We start from the raw sequence: 19,859 nt of genomic DNA on the forward strand, positions 1-19,859 counted from the left end.
CGCTTTATCGCCGGTGCCGCAGCAACCTGGCAGTCGATTCACAGATGCCATTCGCGCGTCCTTCGGTGCGGCGTATTCCGTTGCTGGGTAAGGCTGTCACGGCCCAACCGGCACTCGTGGCGCTAACCACCTTCGGCGGTTCGGGGCCTGCCAACGGTGCAAAGATGCACGAATCAACCGATCGGCTCCTAGAATCGCGGAATGGCGAATTATTCGGTCCCGCTCCGGAGACTCGTTCTCACCGGCGCTTTCATAGTCGCGGCCGCGGCAGGTCCCATGGCCGCACTGCATGTCGCGTCGGAACCGAGCGCTGCACTGGCTCAGGGCTGCCAGGGGGGTGAGGAGCAAGACCAATTCACCATGACGTGTGTGCCGTTCATGGTCCCGAACTCGCCGCCTCTTTTCCAAACCACCGCGGCGAACCCGGATGTCCCGGAGATTCAAGGTATCCCCTGCATCGGGCACAACGCCGGGGCCTGTCTGGGGTTGGCCGAGGACGAAGCCGCGGCCGGCCCACCCGCGCAGCCTCGCTCCACCATCAGCGCCAGCCCGTAGTCGGGCAGGTCGGCCATTTTGCGAAGCTGTGCAGAAAGCTTTCGGCTTCCATAGAATCCCTGCCAAGAGCACGGTTGATCACTACAGAAAGCGTGACAATGGCGAGCTTGAAGTCCCCTGTACAACGGCTGATCCTTGCCGGCGGCTTCGCGGTTGCGATCGCCGCGGCACCGGTGGTCTCCGTCTTCGCAACACCCACGGCCCCGGTTGCGCCGCAGGCTCAAGGCTGCTCGGGCGGGGAGGAACCGGACCAGTTCACCGGCAACTGCGTACCCCACACGGTGCCCAACGCCGGCTCGGTGTTCACCACACAACCCGGTAACCCCGACGTCCCCGAGGTCATGGGCATCCCGTGCATCGGCCACAACCAGGGCGGCTGCATCGGCCTGGCAGAGGAGGCCCAGGCGCAGACGGTGACACCGCCCCCGGCTCCCGTCTTCAGCCACAGCCCCTAGTCAAAGGGGTTAACCGACCGGCGCGGTCTCCCTTTCGCATACAGTTGTCGTATGCCTGCGAAATCAGATCCCGCTGAGCTCGGCGACGTCGAACCCCTCGCCGACAGCACCGCCCGCCAGGCGCGACGCGTCGTCGCCGCGTACGCGAAGGACGCCGACGAATGCCGGGTGTTCCTCTCGATGCTCGGCATTGGGCCCTCGAAACTCGAGGCGTAAGTGACTTCAGGGGACGGTCCACGGGCCGACTCCGGCAGCGCCGATTTCGTGGTGGTGGCCAACCGCCTGCCGATCGACATGGAGCGGCTACCTGACGGCAGCACCACCTGGAAGAGAAGTCCGGGCGGATTGGTCACGGCCCTGGAACCGTTGCTCCGCCGTCGGCGCGGGGCGTGGATCGGTTGGCCCGGTGTACCCGACGCCGACGACGAGCCGATCCAACAGGACGACATGACCCTGTGCCCGGTCAAGCTGTCCGCCGACGACGTCGCGAAGTATTACGAAGGCTTCTCGAACGCGACCCTGTGGCCGCTCTACCACGATGTGATCGTCAAGCCGATCTACCACCGGGAGTGGTGGGACACCTACGTGGTGGTGAACCGGCGCTTCGCGGAAGCCACCGCAAAACACGCCGCGCACGGCGCGACCGTGTGGATCCAGGACTACCAACTGCAGTTGGTGCCCAAGATGCTGCGCATGCTGCGTCCGGACCTCACCATCGGGTTCTTTCTGCACATCCCGTTCCCGCCGGTCGAGTTGTTCATGCAGATGCCGTGGCGCACCGAGATCATCGAAGGCCTGCTCGGTGCGGATCTGGTCGGGTTTCATCTGCCCGGCGGTGCGCAGAACTTCCTCATCCTGGCCCGAAGGCTGGTCGGCGCCAACACTTCTCGAGCCACGATCGGGGTCCGGTCACGGTTCGGTGAGGTGAGTTTCGGCTTCCGCACGGTGAAGGTCGGCGCCTTCCCCATCTCGATCGACTCGACCTCGCTCGACCAGCAGGCACGGTCCCGGTCGATCCGCCAGCGCGCCAAGGAGATCCGCGCCGAGTTGGGCAACCCCCGCAAGATCCTTCTGGGTGTGGACCGTCTCGACTACACGAAGGGCATCGACGTCCGGCTCAGGGCGTTGTCGGAACTGCTCGCCGAGGGCCGGGCCAGCCGCGAGGACACCGTGCTCGTCCAGCTTGCGACACCCAGTCGGGAGCGGGTCGAGAGCTATATCGAGATGCGCCAGGACATCGAACGTCAGGTCGGCCACATCAACGGCGAATACGGTGAGGTCGGCCATCCGATCGTGCACTATCTACACCGCCCGGTGCCGCGCGAGGAGTTGATCGCGTTCTTCGTCGCGGCCGACGTCATGCTGGTGACCCCGCTGCGCGACGGCATGAACCTCGTCGCCAAGGAGTACGTGGCGTGTCGCAGCGATCTGGGCGGCGCGTTGGTTCTCAGCGAGTTCACCGGTGCGGCAGCGGAATTGCGTCAGGCCTACCTGGCCAATCCGCATCATCTCGAGGGTGTCAAGGACGCCATCGAGGCCGCGTTGAACCAAGCGCCGGAAGAGGGCAGGCGCCGCATGCGGGCGCTGCGCAGACAGGTGCTCGCACACGACGTCGACCGGTGGGCGCGGGCGTTCCTCGATGCGCTGGCTTCCACGGAGTCCGCCGACGGGCGGTCCTGAAGCCAGTTACCTGCTCCCGATTAAATCGGGGTGATGTACTGGATCAGCCACTTGCCGTCGACCTTTTGATAGTCGACCCGCAGGCGGCTGCCGTCGTAGATGGGTTCCTTGGACTTGTCGGTGACGGTGCGGTTCAAATACACCATCACCGAAGCCGATTCACGATGCGCGTCGAGCACGCCGACCCCGACGACGTGCGCTTGGCTGACCAACTGGCGTTCGCGCGCCTGCGGGATGATGTCCTTGTCCGCGCGATCGCGGAACTCCTGGCGGTAATCCGGGGTGAGCATCGGGTAGACCTCGTTGAGCGTGCGCTCCACGGTCTGGTAGTCGTAGCCGAACACCTTCGGGATCTGGCGCTCGGCCAACGGAGCCAACTCGCTGCGCGCGGCCAGCTCGCCGCGCTGCTCCACGCGGTTCCAGTAGAGCCAGCCACCGACACCGGCCGACGCCACGAACGCGACTGCCAACAGAACCGACAGCGCGCCGACGATCCGCGCGGTCCACGGCGACTTGGTGCTAGTTGACGGTGCGGGCATCAGTTCCCACCGTCGGGGTATTTCAGGTCGTAGGCCGTCATGTGCCCGTTGTCGTCCTCGTGCACGATGACCCGCAACCGATACGGTTGCGACGGCTGGTTGTTGCCGTCCAGGTCGGTCACGGTGACCCGCGCGGACACCAACACCGCGGCGTTGTTCGCGACCTCGTCGATCTTCTCCAAGGCCGCGCCGTTGATCACGGCTTCGGCGCTGGCGTTGGTGTCGCGGAACAGCATTTTGAGGTTCTCGGTGTTGTTGCCTTCGGTCATCATCGCGCGAAGCGGTCCGCTGGTGCTGTTGACGAACCGGTCGACGCTCTGGTCGATGGTGTCCTGCTCGTAGCTGAACATGTTCACCACCAGCTGCGAGGCCGTGTCGACGAAGCGCTGCTCGCGCGCCAGCGTCGCGTCGGTGTCGCGCTGCGCAGCGACCATCAACGCGCCCAGCCCCACCAGCACGGCCGTGGCGGCGGCGGCAGCAGCCAGGAAGACCGTCGCGACGAGCTTGCGGTTGGGTTGCCTGCGGGGCGGCGGGGCCGCCGGCTTCGTCAGCCGGACCGTGACCGGTTTGGGCGCCTCGACCCGAACGGCCGTCGCCGTGGACTCACCGCTCGCCGGGCCTGCCGCCCGCGATGCCCGCCGACGCCGCCCCGACCTCGACCTGGTCTGCGCCGGTGCCGTCTCGCTCGTCACTTCGCTCGAGCTCACCGAAGCCGAACCTCCGTCATTACGCCTGCCTTGGGGCCAACATCAGATCGACCCAGTTTTCTGCAGGCGCCAGTTTGTCAGTCGCGGCCGCGATGACGCCAGTTCCGCCCTCGGGGTCGACGAACTGCCCGTTCTGGTCGTATGTCGTGAAACGGGGACCGGTCGATCCCGTCGCCATCGGTGGCGCCTCCGCGGGCAGCGGCGGACCCGCCGGTGGCGGAGACCCAGGCGGCGCCGGAGGCGGCGGAACGATGCCTGCCGGCGGGGGCGGTGGTGTGCGGCCGTACGGCGGCACCACGTGGTCCGGCGGGCTGAAGAACGGCCACGCGGGCGGCAGGCTCGGCGGGACCTCGTTCGGCGGCACCGGGAGTGGGAACGGCGCATGCGGCGCGGGACCGGGACCCGGCGGAACGCCGGGCGGCAGCTGCACCGCCGGTGGGCCGGGGTCCGGGTCCACCTGCGGCGGGATGTAGGGGAACTTGTTGGGCGGCAGGATGTTGCGGCCGTCCTCGGGGGTGTCGTCCTCCATCACGTCCATCGGTGTTCCGAGCGGCACCGGCGGACCACGCCACGGGTTGTTGCCGATGGGGACGTAACCGCGCGGGTCGCGGCACAGCTGCACGGTCGGCGCACGCTTGCCAGGGAACTCCTGGCAGGGGTAGTTGCGCGCGCCGCGAACGACGGACGGATCGTTGTGCGGCGTCTTGCAGTACAGGTCCTTGGGCAGTTCGCGCAGCGTCTCGTCCGCCGGGCTGCGCATCTCGCTCGGTGGCACGAACCCAGTCAGGCACGGTGGCGGGTCTTGAAGGTGGATCTTGAAGTCGAGCTTGCCGCCTTCGTCTGCAGGCACGCCGCCGGCCACGGTCAGCAATGCTGCCACCAGCGCCGGGAAGACCACCAGTGAGTGCTCGAGCGACTTGCGGTATATGACGCCGATGCGGCCGAAGTTCGCCAGGTTGGCGGCCAGCACCGGGAACGACGGCCGGATACCGCTGAACAGCTCGTTGGCCTCGGCCGTCGCCCCGGGCACGGTCTGCAGCGTCGCGCGCAACTGCGGGTCGGCGTTGGCCACCTCGGTGGTGAAGCGCGCCAGCCCGTCGGCCAGCGAGCGAATGTCGTCGCCGCTGCGGATCTGCGCGTCGAGGAATGGACCGACCTGGTCGATGAGCTGATTCACCTGGCCGTAGTTGGCGTTGGCCTCGTCGACGAGCATCCGCGCCGACTGGATCATCCGCGCCAGTTCGGGTCCGGACCCGTTGAACGCCTTGAAGGTCTCGCGCAGCAGTTGCTGGATGCGGCTGTCCCCGACACTCGTGACGAGCGCCTGCGCCTCCTCCAGCAGACCCGCAATGTCTTGTCCGATCGCCGTGCGATCGACCCCGATGTTGGAGCCGTCGCGCAGCGTGGCGCTCGACGCGTCCGCGGGAGGCACCAGGTCGACGTACTGTTCGCCGACCGCGGACACGCTCTTGACCGTGGCGGTCACGTTCTCCGGTACGGGTGTGCCGCTGTTGAGGCGCATCTTGGCGACGACGCCGTCATCGGAGAGACCGACCGACTCGACCCGGCCGATCGTCACCCCGCGGTATGTGACGTTCGCGTTTTCGTACAGCCCGCCTGCGGCGACGAAATTCGCGGTCGCTCGGTAGGTGCCGATGCCGACCGCGGCCGGTAGCTGCAGATAGAAGATCGAGATCGCGCCCACCGTCAGCACGGTGACGATCGCGAAAATCGAAAGCTGGATATGAGTAAGGCGCGACAGCATCTAGGGCCCCTCCCCGTGCTGCGTCGCCGTGCCCGGCGGAATCTCGAACGGGTCAGCGGCCTGTCCGGAAAGGTTGGCCAACGAGCCGGTCATGAAATCGGGCGGGGTGATTACCTCGTGCATTCGCTTCATGTTCGGATCCAATCCCCACGACGTCGTGAAGACGGACTCACCGGTACGCCGCAGCGTCAGATCGAATGTGGTGTACACGTTGAGGTAGTCGCCACGCACTGCGTTCCTCAAGTACTTGTAGTGGAAGGGGAATGTCGGCAGGAATTCGAGGTCCTTGATCAGATAGTCCGCGTTGTCGTTGAAGGACTTCACCACCGGGTAGAGATCCTTGAAATCCGCCGCGAAGTCATCCTTGGTCTGCTCCAGGACACGGGACGCGATGGTGGCGAAGCTCCGCAGCGCCGTGAAGGCCTCGACGATGTTGGCGCGGTTGTCGTTGAGCACCTGCAACGCCGTGGGTAGGCGGTCGAGTGTCAGCCCGAGGTTGTCCTTGCTACGCGCGAGGATCCCGGCGAACCGGTCCAACCCCTCCATGGCGGCGATGATGTCGTTCGTTTGGCGGTCCAGCGAGCTGGTCAGTTCGGCGAGCCGCGGGATCAGGTCGACGAACGAGCCCTGCCGTCCGGCGATCGCGTTGTACGTCTCGTCCGTGATGTCTTGCAGCGCACCGAGATTGCCCTTGTTGACCACGACGCCGAGAGTGGACAGAACTTCCTCGGTGGTCGGATAGCGGCCGGTCCGGTCCAGCGGGATGTGCGAGCCGTTCTTGAGCTTCCCGACGCCGGGGCCGTCGGCGGGTGCGGCCAGTTCGATGTGTTGCGAACCGAGCAGCGAGGTCTGCGCCACCTTCGCGGTCGCGTTCTCGGGCAGGTTGACGTTCTCGTCCAGCGACAACTGGACCGCGGCGTAGTACGTACCGTCGGAACGCTGCACGGCTTCGATACCCGACACGCTTCCGACGGTGACGTCGTCGACCATCACCGGCGAGTTCTGCGGCAGCGTCGACACATCGGGCAGTTCCACGGTGATCTCGTAGGAACCGGGGCCGTGCCCGGCGGTGCCCGGCATGTTCAGGGAGTTGAGCCCGCCGAACGAGCAGCCGGCCAGAAGCACGGCCAGCGACGCTATCGCCACGATCTTGCGGATCACGGTGCACCTCCACCTGGCAGCGGGGCGGGCATCGGCCCGGGGGCGACGGGTTCGCCGGCCTCGGACGGGCTCTCCGCCGAACCTTGGGAGTCCGCGAGCGGAGCTTCAACGATCGGTCCACCGACATGCGCGGCGCCGGGAGCCACGTCGGGCGCAGGGGGCACCATGAGCGAACTGAGGTCCATATCCGCCGATATCTGCGGCGGTGTCACACCTGGGGCGCTATTCCACTGCAGATACGGAACCGGAGTTTCCGCTTTTGCCTCGGTGGCGGGAGAGTCATAGATGATCTGGCCCTTGTACGCGGTGATGCTGTTGATCGGGTGGAACAGCAGCGGTGGGAAGTTCATCGCGATACGCTTGAAAACCGGACCCATACGCTGCCGGCAGATCTCCGTGCGCTTGAAGTTGTCCGGTTTAGGGGCCGCCTCGAATGAGCCGCCGCAGATGAACTGCACCGGGTTGGCGAAATTCGGCAGCGTCAGCAGGCCGCCCACGGTGCCCTGGGCCGGGTTATAGATGTTGTAGAAGTTCGATAGCCCGTTTGGTGAAACGTGCAGGACTTGCTCGATGTCCTCGCTGCGCTCGGTCAGGATGCTCGTGAAGTCGGCCAGCTTGGTGACCTGGTCGATCAGCGCGCTGTTGCTCTCGTTGAGGAAGCCCCTCACGTCGCCCAGCGCCTGGTTCAACGTGGCGAGCGTGTTGTCCAGGCCCGCCGAACTGTCCGCGAGCACCTGCGATACCGACGCAACGTGGTTGGAGAACTGCACGATCTGCTCGTTGCTGTTCGACAGCGCATTGACCAGTACCTGCAGGTTGCGGATTGTGCCGAACAGGTCGGTGCGCGAGTCGCCGAGCCGGCCCGCGGTCTGCGAGAGCTCCCGCAGCGCCTTGCGGAACGTGTCCCCGTTTCCGTCGAAGGTGTCTGCGGCCTGGTTGACGACGACCGACAGCGGGCCCTGCATCGAACCGGGTTTGGGTCCGAGTTGCGCGCTCAGTGCGGTGAGCTGTTCTTTGACCTCGTCCCACTCGACCGGTACCGCGGTGCGGTCGAGTCCGATCTCCGCGCCGTCGGCCATCGCCGTGCCACCGGTGTAGGCCGGTGTGAGCTGAACGAACCTGGCCGACACCAGATTCGGTGCGATCACGAGCGCCTTGGCATCCGCCGGGACCTGGATCCCGTGATCCAGCGTCATCGTGACCTTCACGTCGCCGACCCGCGGCTCGATCGAGTCGACCCTGCCGACGGGGACCCCCACGATGCGGACCTCGTCGCCCGGATAGAGCCCGACCGCCGAGGTGAAGTACGCCGTCACCTTGTTACCGGACCGGGTCGGCCACACCAGGAACACCCCGACGGCGAGCGTGATCACCAGCAGGGCGGCCAGCGTCGGCCGCAACCAGCCGCTGCGGATCAAGGTCGAAGTCGCTTGCGTCACGGTGACTTCGGCCTGATGATCAGGCGCTCGGAGATGTACCCGCGCAGATAGTCGGCAAGGCTGTCCGGAAGCTTTCCCGGCTGGAAGTAGGAATCGAGCAGCACTTCAGCCAGGGGTGCGGGCGGCAGCCCATACAGGTTGACCTGGAAGCCCGGGCCGGCCCCGACCACCTCGCCGAGCGTCGTGGCGTACGGCGGCAGCCGCTTGAGCGCTTCGCTGATGTGTTCGCGCCGCTCGAGGAGGTTGTCGAGCACCAGGTTGAGCTTCTCCAGCGCGGGCCTGAACTCACGGCGGTTGTCGGCGACGAAACCGGAAAGCTGTTCTGACACATCGTCGATGCCGGCGATCAGATTGCTCAGCGCCTGGCGCCGTTCGTCGAGCGCGGCGAACAGCCGGTTGCCGTCGACGATCAGCTGGTTCACCTGTCCGGCGCGCCGCGCCAGCGTGTCGGAGACCCGCTTGGCGTGGCCGAGCAGCTGCGCGAGCGCCTCGTCACGTTTGTTCAGGCTGCGCGACAGGTTCGCCACCCCGTCCAGCGCACCCCGCAGATGCGGGGTGGCGTTGCGGAGCGAGTCGGTGATCGCCTGCAGCGCCTGCTCGAACCGCGGCTTGTCCAGCTCGCCCGCGGTCTGCCCGAGGTCCTGCAACGCCGTGGCCAACGTGTACGGAGTCGTGGTGCGCGCCAACGGAATGACCGTCGCCTCACCCGTTCCCTGCGGAGTCACCGCCAACGACTTCTCACCGAGCACCGTGTCGGTCTTGATCGCGACCATCGACTGGTCGCCCACCCTGATGTCACGGTCGACCGTGAACAGCACCTTGGCCGCGTCTCCTGCCAGCTCGACAACGGTGACCTTGCCGACCTTGATGCCCGACACGTTGACGTCGTTGCCAGGGATGATGCCGCCCGCGTCGCTGAAGTACGCCTCGTAGGGTTTGCCCTGCGGGAAGAACGGCAGGCTGCTGTAGCCGAACGACACCAGCACCAGGCATGCCACCAGGAAGATCCCGAAGATGCCCTTGCGCAACGGATTCGAATCACCGGCTCTACTCGACATTCGGCGCGCACCTCCCCTTCGACGGATCGGGCGGACCACCCAGCGGAATCAGGATGTCACTGCCCGCAGGACCGTTGACCTTCAATCGTGTCGAACAGTAGAAGATGTTGAAGAACGAACCGTAGGCGCCAAGAGCGTTGAGCCGCATATAGTTCTCGGCCAAGGGCTCGATCGTCTTGTTGACATCGGCCTTGCGCTCGTCGAGCCGCTGCGCCAGAGGTCGCACGTTCTCAATGACCCCCTGGACGGGCCTGCGTGACTTCCGCAGCATGTCGGTCAGATCATTCTCCGCCGACGCGAGCGGCTCGATGGCACCGGCGATCGGATCGCGGCCTTCGGCCAGACCCGTGATGAGCTGCTGCAGTTGGTCGACGCTGGCGTCGAACTGCGAACCCTTCTCGTCGACGGTCGCCAGCACGGTGTTCAGGTGGCCGATGACGTCACCGATGAGCTGGTCTCTAGCCGCCAGGTTCTGGGCGAACGCACTGGTGGTCGACAACAGGTTCGACAGCGCACCGCCCCCGCCCTGCAACAGCTCGATCACCGCGTTGCTGACCTCGTTGACCTTCTGACCGTCGAGACCCCTGAGCACCGGCCGAAGGCCGCCCAGCAGCGCGTCTAGATCGAGCGCGGGTTGGGTGTTCTCCTTGGGAATCGTGCTGCCGGCCGGCAACTTTCGCAGTTCGCCGGGCCCGGAGGCTATCTCGAGATACCGGTCCCCCACCAGGTTCTCGTAGCGGACCACCGCGCGCGTCGAGGTGTAGAGCTGGTAGCGCTTGTCGACATCGAAGGAGACATCGACCGTGTTGTCGGGGTTGAGCTTGACGTCACCGACGGTACCGACCGGGACACCGGCGATCCGAACGTCCTGGCCAGCCTTCAACCTGGAGGCGTCGGTGAAGGTCGCGTGATAGCCCTTCTCCGCGGTGAACCGGAATTCGCCGAAGACAACCACCAGCATCGCGGCCACCAGGAGCATGACCACGGTGAAGATGCTCACGCTGAGCAACGTCTTGTCGCCGCGCATCAGGGCCTCCGCTTCTTCGCGCAAGCGTCCCCCGCGCGCGGGCGGTACCCCCACATCAGAAGTCATCCCGTTCCGCGAACGCCCCGTTGAACAGCCACTGCAGCGTCGACGGCGCGTCGAACTGCAACTCGGTGTTCGGTTGGTACGGGACATAAGCATTGTCGGTCACCAGGAACGGCGTGCGATACCAGGACCCGCCGAATTGCTTGTTCGGGACTTCAGGGAGACCACGGCAGTTCGGGCCACCGGTGCCGTTCACGATCGGGAGGCTCTCGGGATACGTGTACGCCGGTGAACCGGGGAGAAAATTCGAGGCGACGAACAGACCCGGTCGGATTCCGCCGATAATGGGGGCGAACCGGTCCACCGCCTGGGCAGTGCCCTTCAGCAGGCAACCGAACATCGGTGAGTACTCACCGACCACCTTTAGTGGCACACGGAGTCGTTGGATCGCCGCGATGTAGTCGTCTTCGGCGGGTTGGAGGGTGGCGGTGCCGTTGTTGGCGAGGCCGGTCGCGGCCAACAGCGTCGCGTTGAGATTGTCCTTCTCGTCGACGATCGTGTCGCTGATCGCGGGTGCGTTGTCGATGATCCGAGCCAGATCCGGACCGGCATCGCCGTAGATGTTGGCCACCACCGCGGTCTTGCGCAGGTCCTCCTGCAGCGTGGGCAGCTTCGGATTGAGTTGCTGCAGGTAGTAATTCAGCCCGGCGAGCAACGCGCCGACATCGTCACCGTTGCCGCGCATGCCTTCTGCCACCGCGCTCAGCGTGGCGTTCAGGTTGATCGGGTCGATCTTGTTGAGCACGTCGCTCAACGTCTGAAACAGCGTGTTGACCTCGAGCTGCACATCCTTGGCGGCCACGGTCGCGCCGGCCTTCAGCTGCTGACCCGACGGCTGCGCCGGCGGCAGGAACTCGACGGACTTAGCGCCGAAAACCGTCGTGCTGCCGATGCGCACATTGGCGTTGGAGGGGATGTAGCGCATCTCGGTGCGGTTGATGGCCAACGTCAGCTTGGCTTCGTCGCCGGCGTACTCGATCGACTCGACCTTGCCGATCTGCACGCCCCGGTACTTGACCTTGGCGTCGCGCTCCATCACCAGACCCGCGCGGGGAGCAGTGACGCTCACGGTGTCCACCGGCGTGAAGGCCGCCGTGTAGGCCAGGTAGGTGAACACCGTCGCCGCGATCAGGATCGCGGCGAGGATCGCCGCGGCGATCCTCACGTGGCTGCGCTTGGCCTCGGTATCAGACATCGTCCCCGCCTACCCGGAGAGGTTGAAGTTGCCGGACGCGCCGTAGACGGCGAGTGAGATGAACAGGGTGATGGTGACGACGACGATCAGTGAGGTCCGCACGGCCTGGCCGACCGCGATGCCGACACCGACCGGACCGCCCGATGCGTTGTAGCCGTAGTAGGTGTGCACCAGCATGACCGCGATGGCCATGACTATTGCCTGAAGGAAGGACCACAGCAGGTCCGTCGGCACCAGGAAGGTGTTGAAGTAGTGGTCGTAGAGGCCCGAGGACTGCTTGTTGATGAACACGGTGGTGAATCGGGCGGCGAAGAACGCGGCGAGCACCGACAGTGAGTAGAGCGGGATGATCGCGACCATGCCCGCCATCAGCCGGGTGGACACCAGGTAGGACACCGAGTGCACGGCCATCGACTCGACCGCGTCGATCTCCTCGGAGACCCGCATGGCGCCCAGTTGAGCGGTGGTGCCCGCGCCGATCGTCGCCGCCAGCGCGATGCCCGCGATCACCGGGGCGACGATGCGCACGTTGAGGAAGGCCGACAGGAAGCCGGTCAACGCCTCGATGCCGATATTGCCCAGTGAGCTGTAGCCCTGAACGGCGATGACGCCGCCGGAGGCCAGGGTCAGGAAGGCGGCGACGCCGACCGTGCCGCCGATCATCACCAGCGCGCCGGTGCCCATCGTCATCTCGGCGATGTTGCGGACCGTCTCCTTGCGGTACCGCCGCACCGCGTTGGGCAGGTAGCGCATCGTCTCGCCGTAGAACAGCGCCTGCTCGCCGATGTTGTCGACGATCTTCGGCACACCGCTGAAGAAGCGCCGGAAGCTAAGCGTGACGTCGTAGCTCATCGCAGCCCTTTGCTCTTCACGCAAGCGTTCATCGCTCGAGCACCCTCACGCCGATCGCGGTCATCACGACGTTGATCACGAACAGGCAGATGAACGCGTAGACGACGGTCTCGTTGACCGCAGTGCCCACGCCCTTGGGGCCTCCCTTGACGGTCAGCCCGCGATAGCAGCCCACCAGTCCGGCCACCACCCCGAACAACAGAGCCTTGATCTCGGCCATGACGAGCTCACCGAGGCCCGTCAACACCGTCAGCCCGTTGATGAACGCGCCGGGGTTGACGCCCTGCAGGAAGACCGAGAACACGTAACCACCGGACAGGCCGATCAGGCAGACCAGGCCGTTGAGCAGCAGCGCCACGAACGTCGAGGCGAGCACGCGCGGCACCACCAGCCGCTGGATGGGGTCGATGCCCAGCACCCGCATGGCGTCGATCTCCTCGCGGATGGTGCGCGCACCCAGGTCCGCGCAGATGGCGGTCGCACCGGCGCCCGCCACCACCAGCACGGTCACCACGGGCCCGAGCTGGGTGATGGTGCCGAAGGCGGTACCCGCGCCGGACAGGTCGGCGGCGCCGATCTCGCGCAGAAGGATGTTGAGGGTGAACGCGACCAGCACCGTGAAAGGAATGGCCACCAGCAGGGTCGGAACGAGCGAAACCCGCGCGATCATCCAGGTCTGGTCGAGGAACTCACGGAACTAAACGGCCGCCGGAACGTCTTGGCGAACGTGTCAAACGACATCTCGACGAACCCGCCCACGGCCCGTGCCGGTGCCGCGAGCTGTTCGATCAACCTTTGCTCCGTTCTCGGGGGAAGGGATGTTCGGCGCGTCGTCTTCGTGGCGAAGAGGTGAAATACGTTGTCACGGCGGACTTCCCACCCCTTGGCTAAGCGTTGCTCTCGGTGAGCCGGATCATACTAACTAGAACACGTTCGGAGTGTCAAAGCTCCGAAAATGGAGTCACAAATGTGATTTTTGTGCTGGCCAAGGCAAGTGTGACCCAGCTCATTCTAGAACGTGTTCTAGTCAAGCTCGGACGTAACGAACGAGACCGTCAGTCTTACTGATTCATCAGCGCGGTGGCCGAGAAACCCTTCTGCAAATCGCGTCCAGCAAAGTACTCCTGGAGGGTTGCCGACAGCTTCGAGGGGTCCCAGGCATCGGCCTCGGCGCTGAATTGTGCCTCGACCGTCGGCGCTGCCACCAGTGTCACCGTAGGACCGTAGACGATGAAGAGCTGACCGTTGACCCCTTCGGCCGCCGACGAGGCCAGGAAGCGCACCAGGTTCACGACGTGGTCGGGCGACAGCGGGTCGATCTGGCCCTCGGTCAACTCCGGCGCTTCGCCGAACACGTCCGCGGTCATCGCGGTGCGGGCGCGGGGCGCGATGGCGTTGGCCCGCACACCGTAGCGTTCCAGCGCACGGGCCATCGACAGCGTCAACGCGGTGATCCCGGCCTTGGCGGCGCCGTAGTTGGCCTGCCCGACCGGCCCCACCAGCCCGGCTTCCGACGAGGTGTTGATGACCCGGCCGTAGACCTGGCCGTCGTTTTCTTTCGCTTTCGCGCGCCAGTAGGTGGCCGCGTTGCGGGTCAACAGGAAGTGCCCGCGCAGGTGCACGGCGATCACCGCATCCCAGTCCTCGTCGGACATGTTGAACAGCATGCGGTCGCGGGTGATGCCCGCGTTGTTGACGACGATGCCGAGGCCGCCGAGTCCGTCGGCCGTTTCGACCAGTTCGTCGGCGGTCGAGCGCTCGCTGATGTCGCCCGCCACCGCGACGCCCTTGGCACCCGCCGCGGAGATCTCGTCGAGCACGTCGGACTTGTCGAGCGCGGGGGCGATGTCGTTGACGACGATCGTCGCGCCCGCCCGGGCAAGGCCGATGGCCTCCGCGCGTCCCAGCCCTGCCGCCGCGCCGGTTACCACCGCCACGCGGCCGGACAGGTCGTTGGGGTCTGTACTCATGCCACTCCTCGGATGCCCGCGTGCGTCGTCAATTTATGAATACCTCTAGTCGCGGCGAAGCAGCGCCGCTCTCGGGCACTCCGCGATGGACTGCTCGGCCAGGTCCTCCTGGTCGGCGGGTACCGGATCGAGCTTGACCACCGCGTAATCGTCCTCGTCGAGATCGAACAGGGCGGGCGCGATTCCCACGCAAACGGCGTTGCCTTCGCACCGGTCCCGGTCCACTTCCACCCTCATCACAACCTCCTCGCGGTCAAAGCTGCTCCGAGCCCAGTGTGGCACCGGCCTGGACCCCAAGACTAGAACGTGTTACAACCGGGAGGGAATCGGGGCTGGCTCCCGGTATGCCATTTCGTGCCTCTAGAGAAGTTAGGACAAGGCGATGCGGATCGGCTACACCCCAGAGCAGGAAGAGCTGCGCCGCGAGCTGCGCTCCTACTTCACCAAGCTGATGACGCCCGAGCGCGCAGAGGCGCTGGCATCTAACGAGGGCGAGATGGGACGCGGCAACGTCTACCGCGAGACCGTCGCGCAGATGGGCAAGGACGGCTGGCTGACCTTGTCCTGGCCCAAGGAGTTCGGCGGCCAGGAGCGCCCTCCCATCGACGGGTTGATCTTCAACGACGAGGCCGCGATCGCGAATGTCCCGGTGCCGTTCCTGACGATCAACAGCGTCGCGCCGACGATCATGCACTTCGGCACCGAGGAGCAGAAGAAGTTCTTTCTCCCCAAGATCGCGGCGGGGGATCTGCACTTCTCGATCGGCTACTCCGAACCCGGCGCAGGCACCGACTTGGCGTCGCTGCGCACCACTGCGGTCCGCGACGGCGACGACTACGTCATCAACGGCCAGAAGATGTGGACGAGCCTGATCGCCTACGCGGACTACGTGTGGCTGGCCGCGCGCACCAATCCCGAGGCCAAAAAGCACCGCGGAATCTCGATGCTGATCGTCCCCACCACCGCCGAGGGGTTCTCCTGGACGCCGGTGCACACCATGGCCGGTGTCGACACCAGCGCCACCTATTACCAGGACGTCCGGGTGCCGGCGACCAACCTGGTCGGTGAGGAGAACGCCGGCTGGAAGCTGGTGACCAACCAGCTCAACCACGAGCGGGTCGCACTGGTGTCCGCTCAACCGATCTTCCTGGCGCTCAACGGGGTTCGCGAGTGGGCGCAGAACACCAAGGATGTGCACGGCAAGCGGTTGATCGACTCCGAGTGGGTGCAGCTGAACCTGGCCCGGGTGCACGCCAAGGCCGAGGTGCTCAAGCTGATCAACTGGGAACTGGCGTCCGCCGACGACGCCGCGCCCTCACCCGCGGACGCGTCGGCGGCCAAGGTGTACGGCACCGAACTGGCCACCGAGGCCTACCGCCTGCTGATGGAGGTGCTGGGCACCGCGGCCACGCTGCGTCCTGGCACGCCGGGGGCCCTGCTGCGCGGGCGGATCGAACGGATGCACCGCAGCTGCCTGATCCTGACGTTCGGCGGCGGCACGAACGAGATTCAGCGCGACATCATCGGCATGGTCGCGCTCGGCCTGCCCCGAGTGAACCGATAGGACTCGACATGGACTTCAGGACAACCGAAGCGTCAGAGGATCTCGGCGGACTGGTCCGCACGATCGTCGACTCCGTCGTGACCCCCGAGCGCCAGCGCGAACTGGACCGCCTCGAGCAACGGTTCGACAAAACGCTGTGGGGCAAGCTGATCGAGGCCGACGTGCTCTCTGCTGCCGCTCCGGAGTCGGTGGGCGGCGGCGGATTCGGGGTGCTCGAACAGGTGGCGATCCTGGTCGCGCTCGGCAGGCAGTTGTCCGCGGTGCCATACCTCGAGTCGGTCGTACTGGGCGCCGGCGCGCTGGCCAGGTTCGCCCCGGAGGCACTGCAGCAGGAGTGGGCGGTGCCCGCGATCAAGGGCGACAAGGTCCTCACCGTCGCGCTCGACGGCGAGATGGGTCAGGGCCCGGTGCAGGCGCAGTCCTCCGGTGCGGGCTACCGGCTCACCGGATCCCGCACCCAGGTCCCCTACGGTCCGGTCGCCGATGCGTTCCTGATCCCCGCCGAAACGGACTCGGGCCTCAAGGTTTTCCTGGTGGCGGCCACCGACCCCGGCGTGACGGTCGAGTCGTTGAGCACCACCGGTCACGGCAGCGTCGCTCACGTAGAACTGCAGGGCACCGAAGTCGATGCCGGCCGGGTCGTCGGCGACGGTGACGTCGCGGCGTGGCTGACCGTGCGGGCCGCGCTGGGCCGCAGCGCCTTTCAGCTCGGAGTGCTCGAACGCGCGCTGGAGCTCACCGCGGAGTACGCCCGCGAACGCGAACAGTTCGACCGGCCGATCGGCAGCTTCCAGGCGGTGTCGTCACGACTGGCTGACGGCTACATCGACGTCAAGGCCCTGCGGTTGACCCTGACCCAGGCCGCATGGCGGCTCTCCGAAGATCTGCCCGCCGACGTCGACGTCAGCACCGCCGCGTTCTGGGCCGCGGATGCCGGCCACCGCGTCGCCCACACCACCGTGCACGTGCACGGCGGAGTCGGGATCGACATCGACCACCCTGTGCACCGATATTTCCTGGCGGCCAAGCAGACCGAGTTCGCGGTGGGCGGCGCGACGGGTCAACTGCTGCGCATCGGTCGGGAGCTGGCCGATACGCCCGCGTGATGTGAACAGGCTGCCCACGGTCGCCGAACTGCTGGCGCCGCTGGTCGACATCGACGATCGCGGAGTGCTTTTCGAGGAGACCTTCACGCCCTGGCGAGAGCACCTGCGGTACGCCGCGGCCGTCGCCGCCGCGTTGCGGGTCCGTCTCGATCCGGACCGGCCCCCTCACGTCGGGGTGCTGCTGCAGAACACGCCGTTCTTCTCGGCGGTCCTGGCCGCCGCGGGGTTGACCGGGATCGTGCCGGTCGGCCTCAACCCCGTCCGCCGGGGAGCGGCGCTGCAGCGCGACATCGCGCATGCCGATTGCCAATTGGTGCTTGCCGATTCGGGTGCGCGAGACATCATCGACGGCATCGACCACATCGATGTCGACTCTGCCGAATGGGCGGCCGAGGTGGCGGCGTTCGCCGATGAGCCGGTCGTCGTGCGCGAGGCCGATCCCGCGGACCTGTTCATGCTGATCTACACATCGGGTACGAGCGGTGATCCGAAGGCCGTCAAATGTAGCCACGGCAAGGTCGCGGTGGCGGGAGTGACGATGACACAGCGCTTCGACCTCGGACCCCGCGATGTCTGCTACGTGTCGATGCCCCTGTTTCACTCGAACGCGGTACTGGTCGGGTGGGCGGTGGCGCTGGCGTCACAGGGCTCTCTGGCGTTGCGCCGCAAGTTCTCCGCCTCACAGTTCCTGCCCGATGTCCGTCGCTTCGGTGCGACCTATGCGAACTACGTCGGAAAGCCGCTGTCGTATGTCCTCACGACACCCGAGCGCCCCGACGACGCGGACAATCCGTTGCGAGCCGTGTACGGCAACGAGGGTGCGCCCGCCGATGTCGAGCGGTTCGCGACGCGGTTCGGCACGGTGGTGATGGACGGCTTCGGCTCCACCGAGGGTGGTATCGCGATCGCCCGCACGCCCGACACTCCGCCCGGCTCGCTGGGCCCACTCCCGCCGGGGACCGAGATCGTCGATGTCGATACCGGCGAACCGTGCCCGCCCGGTGTCACCGGTGAGCTCGTCAACGTCTCGGACGCAGGGCGTTTCGAGGGCTATTACAACGACCCGGAGGCCGACGCGGAGCGGATGCGCGGCGGCGTGTACCACAGCGGCGACTTGGCCTACCGCGACGAGAACGGCTTCGCCTACTTCGCGGGCCGCCTCGGCGACTGGATGCGCGTGGACGGCGAAAACCTCGGCGCGGCACCGATCGAGCGGGTGCTGCTGCGGCACCCCCACGTCGTGGAGGTCGCGGTCTACGGGATACCCGCGCCGGATGTCGGTGACCAGGTGATGGCCGCGCTGACCCTCACTGAAGGTGTGGCCTTCGACGTCGATGCCTTCCGCGAATTCCTCTGCGACCAAACCGATCTCGGTCCCAAGCAGTGGCCCGCCTTCGTACGGGTCAGCACGGCGCTACCCCGCACGGAGACGTTCAAGGTGATCAAACGGCAGCTGGCGGCCGAGGGCACCGACTGCTCCGATCCCGTGTACCCGATTTCGCGCTAGCGCTGGTGGGTGACCCCTCCTGCGCCGAACGTGGCGTCGTGTCACGCAGTCCGCGAATTAGCGTGACTCGAGCCCACGCTCGGCCGGGAAGCTAGTTTCCGCGGATGCCGTCGAGCCGGCGCGTGGCCTCCTCGAAGCCCTCCACCAACTCGGCGATGATGTCGGCGACCGGGCGAATCTCGTTCATCCGCCCCACGATCTGGCCGACCGGCATTGCCACGGTGTCGGGGTTGTCCGACTCGTTCATGCGCTGATGCGCCTCGCTGACGAGGATGTTCTGCAGCGGCATCGGCAACGGCTCGGGAGCGTCGGGCGCATCCCAGGCGTCGGTCCATTTCGTCTTGAGCAGACGGGCGGGCTTGCCGGTGTAGATCCGCCGGCGCACGGTGTCGGCCGACGTCGCCCGCAGTAGCCCCTCCTGGATCGTCGAGATGCCGCCGGGCTTGCGGTGGCCGAGGTCGTACTCGGCCGCCGTCAGGAACGCCGAACCCATCCACACCCCGGAAGCGCCGAGCGCCAGCGCCGCGGCCACCTGCCTGCCGGTGCCGATACCGCCGGCGGCCAACACCGGGGCCTTACCGCCAAGCGCGTCAACGATTTCCGGCCACAGCACCATCGAGCCGATCTCACCGGTGTGGCCGCCGGCCTCATGCCCCTGCGCCACCACGATGTCGACGCCGTTGTCCACATGGCGCTGCGCGTGCTTGGCGCTGCCGGCCAGGGCCGCGACCGGGACTCCCGCGGTGTGCACCTGGTCGATGACGTCCTTCGGCGGCGAGCCGAGCGCGTTGGCGATCAGCTTGATCGGATGCTTGAGCGCCACCTCGACGTGCGAGCGCGCCACGGAGTGCAGCCAGCCGAGGACGCCCTCGTTACGGTCCCCGTCCTCCGGCAGCGGCGGAACCCCGAGATCGGCGAGCGTCTTGTCGACGAAGTCGCGATGGCTCTGCGGGATCAGCTTGTTGATGTCGACCGCCGTGCCCTCCTGGGGCACCTTGGCGGGCATCACCACGTCGACGCCGTAGGGCTTGCCGTCGGTGTTCTCGTCCATCCAGCAGAGCACGTCTTCGAGATCGTCTGCCGAGTTGAACCGCACGCAGCCCAGCACGCCCAAACCGCCCGCCTTGCTGACAGCTGCGGCGACCTTCTCCGATGGCGTGAAGACGAAGATCGGGTAGTCGATGCCGAACCGACCGCACAGCTCGGTGCGCATTCC

The 19,859-nt window shown here is 66.4% G+C and carries 19 protein-coding genes and 1 pseudogene; 7 read left to right on the forward strand and 13 right to left on the reverse strand.

Annotated elements, in window-relative coordinates; all coding sequences use genetic code 11:
• Nucleotides 1-276 precede the first annotated feature (276 nt).
• The 4 genes from CEX87_RS15575 (at nucleotide 277) to CEX87_RS15590 (ending at nucleotide 2,690) form a co-directional block, all read left to right on the forward strand.
• Nucleotides 277-555, forward strand: coding sequence for a hypothetical protein (locus CEX87_RS15575; protein ID WP_231984641.1), 279 nt, complete (start codon nucleotides 277-279; stop codon nucleotides 553-555).
• A gap of 98 nt (nucleotides 556-653) precedes the next feature.
• Nucleotides 654-1,010, forward strand: a complete 357-nt coding sequence (locus CEX87_RS15580) for a hypothetical protein (protein WP_064419363.1) — start codon at nucleotides 654-656, stop codon at nucleotides 1,008-1,010.
• Nucleotides 1,011-1,061: 51 nt separating this feature from the next.
• Complete coding sequence (locus CEX87_RS15585) at nucleotides 1,062-1,226, forward strand: hypothetical protein (protein ID WP_090279904.1); 165 nt, start codon at nucleotides 1,062-1,064, stop codon at nucleotides 1,224-1,226.
• Nucleotides 1,227-2,690: an alpha,alpha-trehalose-phosphate synthase (UDP-forming) gene (locus tag CEX87_RS15590; protein WP_064419362.1), complete on the forward strand. Its 1,464-nt coding sequence runs from the start codon at nucleotides 1,227-1,229 to the stop codon at nucleotides 2,688-2,690.
• Nucleotides 2,691-2,710: 20 nt separating this feature from the next.
• On the opposite strand, the gene CEX87_RS15595 is transcribed toward CEX87_RS15590, so the two are convergent.
• From CEX87_RS15595 to CEX87_RS15650, 12 genes and pseudogenes are all read right to left on the reverse strand, one after another.
• Entirely contained in the window at nucleotides 2,711-3,229 is a 519-nt protein-coding gene (locus CEX87_RS15595) for a hypothetical protein (protein ID WP_064419361.1), read from the reverse strand.
• Nucleotides 3,229-3,921, reverse strand: coding sequence for a hypothetical protein (locus CEX87_RS15600; RefSeq protein ID WP_064419360.1), 693 nt, complete (start codon nucleotides 3,919-3,921; stop codon nucleotides 3,229-3,231). The genes CEX87_RS15595 and CEX87_RS15600 overlap by 1 nt, the downstream gene beginning before the upstream one ends.
• A 34-nt stretch (nucleotides 3,922-3,955) precedes the next feature.
• Nucleotides 3,956-5,701 carry a virulence factor Mce family protein gene (locus tag CEX87_RS15605; RefSeq protein WP_064419359.1) on the reverse strand — a complete coding sequence of 582 codons (1,746 nt, stop codon included), beginning with the start codon at nucleotides 5,699-5,701 and terminating at the stop codon, nucleotides 3,956-3,958.
• Complete coding sequence (locus CEX87_RS15610; protein ID WP_064419358.1) at nucleotides 5,702-6,862, reverse strand: MCE family protein; 1,161 nt, start codon at nucleotides 6,860-6,862, stop codon at nucleotides 5,702-5,704. It abuts the gene before it with no gap.
• A complete protein-coding gene (locus CEX87_RS15615) occupies nucleotides 6,859-8,301 on the reverse strand; it encodes an MCE family protein (RefSeq protein WP_064419357.1) in 1,443 nt (480 codons plus the stop codon). The genes CEX87_RS15610 and CEX87_RS15615 overlap by 4 nt, the downstream gene beginning before the upstream one ends.
• Nucleotides 8,298-9,359: an MCE family protein gene (locus CEX87_RS15620; RefSeq protein WP_066841043.1), complete on the reverse strand. Its 1,062-nt coding sequence runs from the start codon at nucleotides 9,357-9,359 to the stop codon at nucleotides 8,298-8,300. Before CEX87_RS15620 ends, CEX87_RS15615 begins: the two co-directional genes overlap by 4 nt.
• Nucleotides 9,349-10,386, reverse strand: coding sequence for an MCE family protein (locus CEX87_RS15625; protein WP_064419410.1), 1,038 nt, complete (start codon nucleotides 10,384-10,386; stop codon nucleotides 9,349-9,351). The genes CEX87_RS15620 and CEX87_RS15625 overlap by 11 nt, the downstream gene beginning before the upstream one ends.
• A 55-nt stretch (nucleotides 10,387-10,441) precedes the next feature.
• Complete coding sequence (locus tag CEX87_RS15630; protein WP_064419355.1) at nucleotides 10,442-11,644, reverse strand: MCE family protein; 1,203 nt, start codon at nucleotides 11,642-11,644, stop codon at nucleotides 10,442-10,444.
• 9 nt (nucleotides 11,645-11,653) lie between these two features.
• Nucleotides 11,654-12,496, reverse strand: a complete 843-nt coding sequence (locus CEX87_RS15635) for an MlaE family ABC transporter permease (protein WP_064419354.1) — start codon at nucleotides 12,494-12,496, stop codon at nucleotides 11,654-11,656.
• Nucleotides 12,497-12,524: 28 nt separating this feature from the next.
• Nucleotides 12,525-13,288, reverse strand: a pseudogene (locus CEX87_RS15640) (ABC transporter permease).
• A 269-nt stretch (nucleotides 13,289-13,557) separates the two neighbouring features.
• Nucleotides 13,558-14,466, reverse strand: a complete 909-nt coding sequence (locus CEX87_RS15645) for a 3-oxoacyl-ACP reductase (RefSeq protein ID WP_064419353.1) — start codon at nucleotides 14,464-14,466, stop codon at nucleotides 13,558-13,560.
• A 45-nt stretch (nucleotides 14,467-14,511) separates the two neighbouring features.
• Entirely contained in the window at nucleotides 14,512-14,703 is a 192-nt protein-coding gene (locus CEX87_RS15650) for a ferredoxin (protein ID WP_064419352.1), read from the reverse strand.
• Between the two features lie 145 nt (nucleotides 14,704-14,848).
• On the opposite strand from CEX87_RS15650, the gene CEX87_RS15655 reads away from it, so the two are divergent.
• Genes CEX87_RS15655 through fadD17 form a run of 3 tightly spaced genes read left to right on the forward strand, consistent with a single transcriptional unit; the run spans nucleotide 14,849 to nucleotide 18,643 of the window.
• A complete protein-coding gene (locus tag CEX87_RS15655; protein WP_064419351.1) occupies nucleotides 14,849-16,030 on the forward strand; it encodes an acyl-CoA dehydrogenase family protein in 1,182 nt (393 codons plus the stop codon).
• A gap of 8 nt (nucleotides 16,031-16,038) precedes the next feature.
• The gene (locus CEX87_RS15660; RefSeq protein ID WP_064419350.1) at nucleotides 16,039-17,136 is read left to right on the forward strand and encodes an acyl-CoA dehydrogenase family protein; all 1,098 of its coding nucleotides are present in this window, start codon (nucleotides 16,039-16,041) and stop codon (nucleotides 17,134-17,136) included.
• 1 nt (nucleotide 17,137) lies between these two features.
• Nucleotides 17,138-18,643 (forward strand): long-chain-fatty-acid--CoA ligase FadD17, encoded by a 1,506-nt coding sequence (gene fadD17 / locus CEX87_RS15665; protein ID WP_068198972.1) that lies wholly within the window; start codon nucleotides 17,138-17,140, stop codon nucleotides 18,641-18,643.
• 91 nt (nucleotides 18,644-18,734) lie between these two features.
• On the opposite strand, the gene CEX87_RS15670 is transcribed toward fadD17, so the two are convergent.
• A complete protein-coding gene (locus CEX87_RS15670) occupies nucleotides 18,735-19,856 on the reverse strand; it encodes an NAD(P)H-dependent flavin oxidoreductase (RefSeq protein ID WP_064425078.1) in 1,122 nt (373 codons plus the stop codon).
• Nucleotides 19,857-19,859 lie beyond the last annotated feature (3 nt).

The sequence above is a fragment of the Mycobacterium lehmannii genome, assembly GCF_002245535.1.
In the GTDB taxonomy this organism is placed as follows: Bacteria; Actinomycetota; Actinomycetes; order Mycobacteriales; family Mycobacteriaceae; genus Mycobacterium; species Mycobacterium lehmannii.